10 protein-coding genes are annotated in these 10,545 nt (G+C 59.9%); 3 read left to right on the top strand and 7 right to left on the bottom strand.

Features of this window, described 5'->3' with window-relative positions; all coding sequences use genetic code 11:
• A partial coding sequence (locus tag O4H62_RS21550) for a hypothetical protein (RefSeq protein WP_269390897.1) occupies window positions 1-196 on the top strand: 196 nt, incomplete at its 5' end.
• A 606-nt stretch (window positions 197-802) separates the two neighbouring features.
• Here the strand turns inward: O4H62_RS21550 and O4H62_RS21545 are convergent.
• From O4H62_RS21545 to O4H62_RS21515, 7 genes are all read right to left on the bottom strand, one after another.
• On the bottom strand, window positions 803-1,879 hold the full coding sequence (locus tag O4H62_RS21545; RefSeq protein WP_269390896.1) for a DUF1513 domain-containing protein: 1,077 nt from the start codon (window positions 1,877-1,879) through the stop codon (window positions 803-805).
• The gene (locus O4H62_RS21540) at window positions 1,876-2,964 is read right to left on the bottom strand and encodes an imelysin family protein (RefSeq protein ID WP_269390895.1); all 1,089 of its coding nucleotides are present in this window, start codon (window positions 2,962-2,964) and stop codon (window positions 1,876-1,878) included. The genes O4H62_RS21545 and O4H62_RS21540 overlap by 4 nt, the downstream gene beginning before the upstream one ends.
• Window positions 2,964-4,439, bottom strand: coding sequence for a di-heme oxidoredictase family protein (locus O4H62_RS21535; RefSeq protein ID WP_269390929.1), 1,476 nt, complete (start codon window positions 4,437-4,439; stop codon window positions 2,964-2,966). The genes O4H62_RS21540 and O4H62_RS21535 overlap by 1 nt, the downstream gene beginning before the upstream one ends.
• A gap of 209 nt (window positions 4,440-4,648) precedes the next feature.
• Window positions 4,649-5,128: a bacterioferritin gene (gene bfr, locus O4H62_RS21530; protein WP_269390894.1), complete on the bottom strand. Its 480-nt coding sequence runs from the start codon at window positions 5,126-5,128 to the stop codon at window positions 4,649-4,651.
• Window positions 5,129-5,191: 63 nt separating this feature from the next.
• Window positions 5,192-5,509, bottom strand: a complete 318-nt coding sequence (locus tag O4H62_RS21525; RefSeq protein ID WP_269390893.1) for a (2Fe-2S)-binding protein — start codon at window positions 5,507-5,509, stop codon at window positions 5,192-5,194.
• Between the two features lie 12 nt (window positions 5,510-5,521).
• Window positions 5,522-6,799, bottom strand: a complete 1,278-nt coding sequence (locus tag O4H62_RS21520; RefSeq protein ID WP_430538498.1) for an imelysin family protein — start codon at window positions 6,797-6,799, stop codon at window positions 5,522-5,524.
• Window positions 6,800-6,828: 29 nt separating this feature from the next.
• On the bottom strand, window positions 6,829-7,350 hold the full coding sequence (locus tag O4H62_RS21515) for a hypothetical protein (protein ID WP_269390892.1): 522 nt from the start codon (window positions 7,348-7,350) through the stop codon (window positions 6,829-6,831).
• Between the two features lie 345 nt (window positions 7,351-7,695).
• Between O4H62_RS21515 and O4H62_RS21510 the strand changes: the two genes are divergently transcribed.
• Together O4H62_RS21510 and O4H62_RS21505 are read left to right on the top strand one after the other, a co-directional pair.
• A complete protein-coding gene (locus O4H62_RS21510; protein ID WP_269390891.1) occupies window positions 7,696-9,516 on the top strand; it encodes a PHA/PHB synthase family protein in 1,821 nt (606 codons plus the stop codon).
• A gap of 144 nt (window positions 9,517-9,660) precedes the next feature.
• A complete protein-coding gene (locus O4H62_RS21505; RefSeq protein WP_269390890.1) occupies window positions 9,661-10,215 on the top strand; it encodes a hypothetical protein in 555 nt (184 codons plus the stop codon).
• The last annotated feature ends 330 nt before the right edge of the window (window positions 10,216-10,545 follow it).

Genomic DNA, 10,545 nt, shown 5'->3' with positions numbered 1-10,545 from the left:
AAGGCCTACATCAAATGGGAATGCCAGGATGCATGATCACCCCATCCGGGAATTTCCAGACAACAGGTTGCTCAATCAGGATATCGATTGGGCCTGTCTTGCTGCAGGTGTGGCTTCAAAACCCTTGTTGTCCCTGTCGCGTTCGCTGACAGGACACAGCCGGTGTTTGCATACCGCGCGCCGCCTTGGCCCATGAAAGTCTGGAAATCCGGATCTAGCCGGAACCTTCGAGCGGCTTCATGCCTTTGTGGGGGGGCGAACCGATCGCTCATATCCACAATCCGAAGACTAGATTGTTTTTTACGTATTAATCCTTGCCCGAAGGTTAACGCCGGTTACCAGTGTTAATCATATTCCGGGGTCAAGCCGGGGCCTGGCTGGCCAAGCTCCGTCCAGATTCAGGTCTTGTGCGTTGTTGCAGCACAAGCTTCGGACAAGTTGCTGCTTGTAGCTTCTACTCCGGAAATGACAATGATGTCATCTGGGGCTGAGCAATGATTGTTCTAGGAATAGGCGCGATCGCAATCGCAATTATCACTCTCGCAAGCTTTTCACTTCTTCTTCATTCCAGCGAGACAAGGCGACGCGGCAAGCGGGTTTTCTGAACAAGGAAAAGCCCTGCCGGGAATAGTTTTTACTGTTGCCGGCATGATTGCGTCCAACATGCTCAAAAGCTAACAATTTAACAGCTGACTGCAAGATCTTGCAGTTCGCCGGGGGCTCGGCATCGGATCCCGGGCCATGAGTCCGCTTGGCCGCGGCTGGCTTGCCGCCGTCCAAAGCGGCGTTCACGACACCCGAATCAGATGTTTGCGATGTGATTGTCCCACGCGAGACCATGGCTGGCAGCGCCAAAACGGCCGGTCTCGCTGGAGCTGACAAAGCCATCCCGCCGCGCTTGGACCCCGCATGTACCCGGTTTCATGTCGATTGCCAGCGCCTTGCCGGTCAGGGTATCGAGCGTGATCACAACGCCGCTCCTGGGCGATGCGACAGCGAGCGTTACGCCATCATTGCCGATTGCAACCGACCCCGCATACTTGCCGAGGACTGCAGCAACCCGATCTTCGAGTTCGACCGACATGAGCCCAGTATCTTCATGAAGTTTCGCCAGGACCGGCACGTCGTCGAAGGCATCTCCCTCGTACTGACCGCCGATCCAGACCTGACGGCTCGCATCCACCGCCATGTGGCGCAAGGACAGCCGGTGAAACCTGGCGGGCAATACATGGGAGGACAGGAGCGCTCCGGTCGCAGTGTCGATGAAGGCCATGGACGGCGCCATGGTGGGCAGGTTGAGCTTCTGCCGCCCCTGGTCGGGATGGGTGCGTATGCCGCCATTGGCAACGCACAATGTCTTGCCGTCCGGCATCAGGACGATTTCATGCGGGCCGACGCCGTGGGTGGCGAATTCCGAAATCCGGTTGAAGCCATCGGTGACATCATAGACGCCGATGATGCCATCGCCCGTTTCAAACGCGTTCTCCGCGGCGTAGAGCAGCCGGCCATCGGCGGAGAACACGCCATGGCCATAGAAGTGCCGGTCGGCGGGTGAATGAAAAAGCACCGGTTCAGCCACCATGCGGCGATGCAGCGCGACGGCGAAATTGCCGGGGCGCCGGGCAAAGGCGACAAGCCATTCAGCCTGGGGACCGGCGGCAAAGCCATGCCCGCGGCCAGGCAGCGGATGGGTTGAAACGATTGCTCCTGCTTCATCCAGGATGGCCACACCATAGGCGCCATTCGGATCCAGGTAAGCGGCGGCAAACAGGACTTCGGAGGCGAGGAGTTTTTCCGCACCGGCCGGCGTAAGACTTGTCAGCCAGGCGAGGCCCGCTGCCGCCAGAAACTTCCGTCTTTCAAGAACGACCGGTTTCAATCGCCATCTCCGAACGAAAACCCGACTGCAAGGCCGCCTGCCTGGGCGAACTCCTCATCCAGGCGGCCGATGATGATCTTGATGGCGTAATCGAGATAGAGCAGTTTTTCACGGGTTTCGGGATCGGCCAGCAGATCGCCGACCGGTTTGTCGAGGTCCCGCGCGGTGCGAATTGCCTGCCGGAACTCGAAGCGGATGGTATCTGCGAGCCGTGGGGCGCGGTCCTTCGACACGATCTCGATGCCGCTTTCATTGAACAGCGCCTCGAGGCCTTCCAGATTGGCGCGGATCGACGGCAATGTCATGCCGGAGCGCCAGAAGAGAGCCGACTTTGGCCGGTCATGAGCAGGGTTTTCCCTATCGAGAAAAGCATTCACACGTGTGTCCCGGATTGCTTCGAGTCCATGGATCATCTGCCCGAGCAACAGATTCAACGCCTCCTGATCGGTCCTGAACAGCGGATTGCCGGGCGCGGGCTTAAGAAACGCCCCGGCAAGACCGGTTTCATCCCGCCATCCGGCAATGATCTCGTCTGAAAGATCGACAAGATTGGTCGCCGCCGCCCGTGCAAAGGCACAGCGGTGAGATGTCTCCGGAGCAGCCAGCGCGTTACTGCCGCTGCCGAAGAGGATGAATTCGAGCGCACCCAGGCCCTGCATGGCGACACTCTGGCCGGCGAGCGTGGCAACCTCGGTGACATTTTCCTGCCGTGAGGCGATGGCGGCCTCGACCTGCTTCCTGCCGGTGCCCTTGCGGTCAGGGAAGAACAGGATGCGCTCAAGCCGGTTTTCGGACATCACCGGACCGAGCCGCAACCACTCGATGCGCGACCAGCTTTCCACCGCGGTGCGAAATGCGGATCGTGTTGCATCAAGGCTCTCATCGGACGGACTTTCGCACAGTGCCGCTACAGAGGTCTTGAGGTCCGTTGCGGCGGCATTGACTTCCGCGTAGCCGGGACGGACATACTCCGCGAGCATCCGTTGCAGCACCGGACCGATCGGCGGACGCGCCGCATCCTGATCCGCGCGTGCGACAGCCGCACTGACAAACAGCGCCACAAGACAGATCAGAAGACGGTTCATCACAGGCTTTCCAGAAATCTCAGGAGGTTGTCCCGGTCTGATTTGGCCAGGCCGGCGAAGCCGTCACGCGCATTTTCAGCCTCGCCGCCGTGCCAGAGAATGGCTTCGGTCAGATTGCGCGCGCGGCCGTCGTGCAGGAAAAACGTATGGCCGTTGACGATGCTGGTCAGGCCGATACCCCAGAGCGGCGGCGTGCGCCATTCCCTTCCATCGGCCGAACCGACCTGCTGGCCATCGGCGAGACCTTCGCCCATGTCGTGCAGCAGGAAATCGGAATAGGGCCAGATCAACTGGAACCGGTGTGCCTTGGTCGCCGCCTGGCGCGATGTTACATATTTCGGGACATGGCAGGCGGTGCATCCAAGATCGTAGAATATCTGTTTGCCGGCGAGGACATTGGCATCATCAACCAGGCGTCGCGCCGGAACCGCAAGATTCTCCGAATAGAACGTGACCAGATCCAGCACCGGATCGGGCGCCTCGGTGTCCCCGAGACTGGCCTGAACACCGGTGGGTAGCGCCAGGCATTCGGTCTGTTTGGCGGTGCAATCACCGTGGCTGTCCGGAACATCGGGCGTGGAAATGCCGATGTCGCCGGCAAAGGCGCCGGCAGCCTGCTGGCGCACGGTGGCGTTCTGGGCCTTCCAGCCGAAACGCCCGATGGCAAGCTTGCCGGTGGCGGGGTCGCGGGCCATGGCAACGCGACCGGAGACGCCATCGCCATCCCGATCTTCGGGGTCGGCATGGGCAAGGATATCGGCCGGGTGAATGGCCTCGATCAGGCCCATGCCGGTCATCGGCGGGGTCATTCGCGGCGAAAGGGTGGTCGAAGGATCAAGCGGGCCGAAGCCGAGATCGGCAACGCTGTAGCTCGGTTTGCGCAAGGAGACGACCGAACCGTCGCCCAGTTCGACCGGCTGTTCCCGGTACTCGATCACCATCCGGCCCTCGGCCTTCAGACCCGGGACCGCGAGATCCTGCAGCTGGCCGCCATAGACGGGATCGGGCAAGGACGCTACCAGGAATTTCTCCAGCGCATGACGCTCTTCATCGGTGCTGGCGGGCCGGGCAAGCCGCAGGAACATCGACGTTGCGTCCGCTGCTCCTTCTGGGGGGTGACCGCGGCCATCCTTGATGTGACAGCTCTGACAGGCACGGGCATTGAAAAGCGGGCCGAGCCCATCGGACGCCTGCGTGGATGAGGGCGAAGACACCCAGAGCTTGCGGAACAGGGCGTTTCCGAGCTTGAAGGTCTCTTCCTGTTCGAATGTCAGGTTGGCGCTGAACTGGGACAGCGCATCCCGATTGACCAGTTTGGTGGACGTGCCGGCGCCGCCCTGCATGCGCTCGAACTGTTCAGCCGCCGCAAACGAGGTCGCCGGCCGGACTGTCCGTTCGACACGTTGGCGATCCTTTCCGGTCAGGTCGTCGCGGGTGTGCGGCAACGCCGCAAGATCTCCCGCTTGGATCGGCATCGCCGATGCGAGTACCAGACCCGCCACCACGCATCCAAACAAGACACGATGCGGGATGCGCTTTCCATTTGCCATGCCGCTACGTAATGAAAAGTGTTCGGTCATACAGTGCCGCGCGAATTATGCATTTGCCGACACCTAAATTCTTGTTTCGCGATCATGTTCAAATCCCGCACTGGCCTGAAAACGACCACTGCATTCATGAAAAACTACGCGTCAGCAGAGGATGCGTTCAACTGACCATATTTCTGTTCGCCCAGCCGGGACAGGAGTTCGAGCTGGGTTTCAAGGAAATCAATGTGCCCCTCTTCATCGGCGATCAAGGCCTCGAACAGGTTCTTGGAGACGTAGTCGCCCTCCTTCTCGCAGATATCGCGCGACTTGGTGTAGGCTTTCCAGGCATCCTGTTCGCCAGCCAGATCGCATTCGAGCACTTCCTTGATATTCTGCCCGATCCTCAGCGGCGCCACGGTCTGAAGATTGGGAAATCCGCTGAGGAAAATGATGCGCTCGATGATCTTGTCGGCGTGCTGCATTTCCTCAATGCTCTCCGCCCGCTCCTTAGCAGCCAGCTTCGTGTAGCCCCAGTCCTCAAGCAGCCGGTAGTGCAACCAGTACTGGTTGACCGCTCCGAGCTCAAGAAACAGCGCCTCGTTCAGACATTCGACGACCTTCTTGCTTTTTTTCATGACCTGCCTAAATTTCCATCAACCTTGAGTTCCAGATACCGCTCCAATAGATCACCGTTAGCCTCATACTGCAACTTCCGGGCGGGCTTTCGCCCGGGCTCTCTTCTTGGCCATTTCGATGCGGATCCGTTGATCTGCAATGCGGTTCAGCAGATCCACCACCTTCGGCGCCGGGCTTTGCATCAACCCATGATAGTGTTCGGTTGTCTCCACGATAATATCGATCACACCGGGAAAGCAACCACAACACTTGCCGCGCGCGCTCATGGCCTGAAACACTTTTCCCGGCGTGATGAGTTGCCATTCGTCCTCGTTGAGGAACTCAACGACGACCTGCTCGATGTCTTTCCTGGAAACGATATTGCAACTGCAAACGATCATTATCTGCTGCTCTCACTGAAAGACGGCATCGGGGCTGTCGAGGCTGTCAGACCCTTCCAGTTCGATGGCGCCAAGCTCAAGCGCCGCTATGGCGCGTTCGATCGATCGGGTTTGCGTGATCAGGCCGTCGATCGCGGCCTGCACCGTGGCGTTGCCCTCGTCATTGCCGACGGCAATCATCTGGTCATAGGCTTCAACGGTTTCGGCACGCTCGACCATGGCTTCCATGGCCGCGATGGTGGCATCGAGATCGCCGGAAAGCTCTTGCGCAATCGCCGGGTCCTTCGCGGCCAGCAGATCAGCCAGGGACGGTCCGGTCATTTGCGATCCATCCGGCCTCGTGTAGACCCCGGTGTAGGCGGTGCGAATGCCGACGGCATCATAGCGGTGCGAATTGTGGGTGTTGTCGGAAAAGCAATCATGCTCTTCCTCCGGATCGCCGAGCAGCAGACCGAGCTTCATGCGCTCGCCGGCCAGCTCGCCATAGGAGAGCGAGCCCATGCCGGTGAGGATCGTCGACAAGCCGCCGGCAACGCCGCTTTTCTCGAGAGCCACACGCGCCGCACCGCCGGCTTTCCAGTTGGCGGACATCTCTTCCAGATCCGCCACCAACAGATCGCTTGCTGCGCCGAGATAGTCGCGGCGGCGGTCACAATTGCCATTGGTGCAGTTGTCGAGACTGTAATCGGTGGCGGGACGGTTGCCGGCGCCGGGGCCGTTGCCGTTCAGATCCTGCCCCCAGAGCAAGAACTCGATCGCGTGATAGCCGGAGGCGACATTGGCTTCGATGCCGCCCGCCTCCTGCAATGTTGCGGAAATCAGCTCCGGGGTGATCCTTGAAGCGTCGATGGTCTTGCCGTTGATCTCGATCGACGGATTGGCGATCACGTTCGCGGTGAAAAGCGAGTTCTCGTCGCTCTCAGATCCATAGCTCGGATCGACATAGTCGATCAGCCCCTCGTCGAGCGGCCAGGCATTGACCCGCCCTTCCCAGTCGTCAACGATCGCGTTGCCGAAGCGATAGACCTCGGACTGCTGGTACGGCACCCGGGCCGCAAGCCAGCTGGCTCTGGCGGCCTGCAACGTATCGTCCGTCGGATTTGCGAGAAGCGCTTCGATGGCAGCATCGAGCGCCCTGGCGGCCGCCAATGCATCGCCGTATTTTACTTCCGCAACATCGGCATAATGCGCGATCACAGCCTCGGGCGTGACATCGGCAACCGCAATGCCTGTCATGGCGGTGGAGGCGGCGAGGCCAAGTCCGAGTAGACGGATGAAGCTTTTCATGATCTCAGGTACTCCCGATCTGGCATGGTCATTCAGTGAACCGATCCGCTCGCTCCGGATCCGGCAGACACCGACCTCATTTCGATGTCGGCAATCGCGCTCAACGGGATGGACGCAAGCCTGTGGCTGTGGCCAAGCAGGATACCCGCGTAGGCACTTGCGCGCTCGATCACCTCGATACACGTGTCGGAACAGGTGAGCAGCTTGGCGGACTGGACCAGAAGATCCTCATCGCCATGCTGCGCCCCCGACACCATGCCCAGAACAAGACATTCGTCGCGGCACAAATGGCCGGCACCCGGCTTGTAGAACCGCAAGCGGCAGGTTGCGCAGGCCCCGAGCTGGCGGATCAGCGACGCCATGGCATCAAGCGCGATCTGCCCGTCGATCGCACCGAGCGCCCTGGCGTGGGCTGCCCAGGCGGCGTCCCAGTAGCGCTGATCCGCATGGGCCAGACCCGCAATCCAGTTGCGATAGCCATTGACCACCAGGTTTTCCGGCGGCTGGCGCAGATAGGCCGCCGCAGGGCAGTCACCGCAATCATCATGTTCCATTCGCGCCATTTCGCCGACCTGTCTTCTAAACATGAGGTTTTGGGTAATGTATTCTGAAAGTGGAGTCAAACTGTATAGTTTAGAATGAATCCAAACTGTTGGCAGCCGCTGCCCATGCTGCGGCTGAGCCGCCTGGTGGAAGCCGGTCAACGGGCACCAACCCGGCATCCCGAGAAGTTTCCACCGTGCATTGCCGATTGGCAATCCGCGCCTAGGTTCCGTCAAAGCCGCCGACGACTGCGACGCAGGGCGGGGTGTCGTGCTTCAAGCCCTTGCCGCTTGATATCGGTCAAGGCGCTTGCGCAGGACACTGTTAGTGTGAGCATGAGAGGAAGGTACAACCTCATGCGTAAGAACAGCCAAGTCAAACTGTCGACAAAGCCAGCCAGCCCTGCAGCCATGCCGGCATCATTCTCACCGCCGCTGCATGGCGCGGATGCACCGGTGGAGCATCCCTATGCGGTGGTTGATCAGGCCGCGCGTGGTGCTGTCGCGCGGATGACGGGTGGAGTATCTCCATTCGCTCTGGTCGAAACCTGGACGGATTGGGCGCTGCACCTTGCCCGCGCGCCCGGGCGGCAACTGGAACTGGCGGAACACGCCAGGGACAATGCACTGAAACTGGTGGAATTCGCCGCAAAGTCGGTTTCGGGCCGACCGCCAAGCCCCCCTTTTGCGGCCAAGGTCTACGATCACCGGTTCGCCGACCACAGCTGGCAGTCCCCGCCGTTCAGCCTCTGGCAACAGGGCTTCCTGGCAACGCAGGACTGGTGGGACCATGCGACCGAGAACATGCGCGGCTTGCGCAAGCAGGATTCCGACCGGACGCGGTTCCTGGTGCGCCAGATGCTCGACACCGTCTCGCCCTCGAACTTTCCCTGGCTGAATCCGGAAATCCTGGCCGAAACGGCACGGACCGGCGGGCGCAACCTGGCCGAAGGCGCGGTGCATGCCACCGACGACTGGCTGCACACGCTGAGCCAGGCGCACACGCCGCCGCCCGAGGGCTACCGGCTTGGCGAGGACCTCGCCTGCACGCCGGGCGAAGTGGTCTACCGCAACGACATTTTCGAACTGCTGCAGTACACGCCGCAGACCGGCAAGGTGCAGGCCGAACCAGTGCTGATCGTGCCGGCATGGATCATGAAATACTACATTCTCGATCTCTCGCCGCACAATTCGCTGATCAACTACCTGGTCGGCGAGGGCTTCACCGTCTTTGCCATTTCCTGGTGCAATCCGACCGCCGAGCAGCGCGACCTGTCGCTGGAGGACTACCGCAAGCGCGGAGTGATGGCGGCACTCGACGCGATCACGGCAATCGTGCCGGGCCGGAAGATCCACGCCAACGGCTATTGCCTGGGCGGCACGATGCTGGCGATCGCGGCGGCGACGATGGCGCGGGATGGCGACGAGCGGCTGGCCAGCGTCACCCTGATGGCGGCGCAGGTGGATTTTTCGGAAGCGGGCGAGTTGCTGCTGTTTCTGGATGAAAGCCAGGTGGCGTTCCTCGAAGACACGATGTGGGCCCAGGGCTATCTCGACCGGCCGCAGATGGCCCGTGCCTTTGCTTCGATCCGCGCCGAGGACCTGATCTATACCCGTGCCGTACATCGCTACTTCCTCGGCCGGGACGATCTGCCGACCGATATCGGGGTCTGGAATGCCGACACGACGCGGATGCCGGCGCGGATGCATTCGGAATATCTAAGGGGCCTGTTCCTGGAAAACCGGCTTTCGGCAGGCCGGTTTGCGGTCGAGGGCCGGGTGATCGCGCTCAAGGACATTTCGGCGCCGCTGTTCGTGGTCGGCACGGAAACTGACCACATCGCGCCATGGAAATCGGTCTACAAAACGCGGCTGTTCACCGATGGCGACCTCACCTTCGTGCTGACCAAGTCGGGACACAATGGCGGCATCCTGTCCGAACCGGGCCACCCGAACCGGCACTACCGGGTCGGCCACCGGGAAGAGGGCGCGCTTTACGTCGATCCGGACAGCTGGTTTGCGCAAACCGAGCCAACCGGCGGGTCCTGGTGGCCCGAATGGATCGGCTGGCTGAACATGAACAGCAGCGGTCCTGCGGCGCCGCCATCGATGGGCGCGGCCGAGAAGGGCTACCCGCCGCTGGAACCCGCGCCGGGACGCTACATTCACCAGAGGTGAGCGGCTTGCCACCGGCAACCTGCAAGTTCTCCCAAAGGCCACCTGACAATCAGACATTGAAATTTTTCTTGCGCATTATAAAAGAACATTATTGGGGGGCGACCGTGTTGCGACGCGACCTAAAACATGGTGGTCAGGGCCAGGATGGAACTCATAAAGAAGTGGCTTGTCGCAATTGGCAGCATAGTTGCATTTGCCGCATCTGTCGTGACCGTTGTTCAGTGGTGGACGCAGCCTGCGCCACCAAATCTTGAACCAATATTGATCAATCAGCCAGCCAATTCGGTTCCAGCACTGGAGATCCGTGAAGCTGTGTTGACCACACACGTCAGAGAAAACCCGTTCTTAATCTTCTTTTCCTGGGGAACCGATAATTTCTATGAAGTGAACATGGTGGTTGAGAACAGGGCAAATTTGCCTATGCAAGGCTGCCAGTTACAAACTGATTATTCCGGACCCAAAATAAAAGGAGAAGGAGGTTTGTTTGAGGGAAATTGGACAGACTGGTACGGGAAAGGTGCCAATCCCTTCTTCAATATTTCGGCAGACTCAAATTCTGCGATTGGTTCGTTTTCCTTCCCGAAGGCGGAATTATACGAACTGACAAACATGAGTGTTCGTATAGTTTGCGAAGAGCCTACGCGCCAAATCTCTCCTTGGAAATCGGTTGATTTGTCTGCGGCCGATTGGCCGAACTGACAAACGATCACCAAAACGGACAACCAAGAGCGATAAAACCCGGGACCATCGACCCTGTCGCTGAAGGATACGTGTGAGAAGCCGCAAATGATCCTGCGCGGGAGTTGCTCGGCAAAAGCGGCACTGACATTACCCGTTTGCGTCGATGCTATCGAACAAATGCGATTTGGCACCCTTTCAATCAAACCGTCCGTTGTTCGCCTCGACCACCATAGTGGACAAACAAAACCAATCTCCAGGACATGGTCATGAAATGCTCGCGCTGGAACATCCGCCTTGCTCATTATCGACAGCGCTCCGCACACTTCGCAACGCCTTCCTTTAGAGCAG

Source organism: Parahoeflea alexandrii (assembly GCF_027214025.1).
Taxonomy (GTDB): domain Bacteria; phylum Pseudomonadota; class Alphaproteobacteria; order Rhizobiales; family Rhizobiaceae; genus Hoeflea; species Hoeflea alexandrii_A.
Note: the sequence above shows the minus strand (reverse complement) of the source record. Positions and strands in the feature narration are given on the sequence as shown.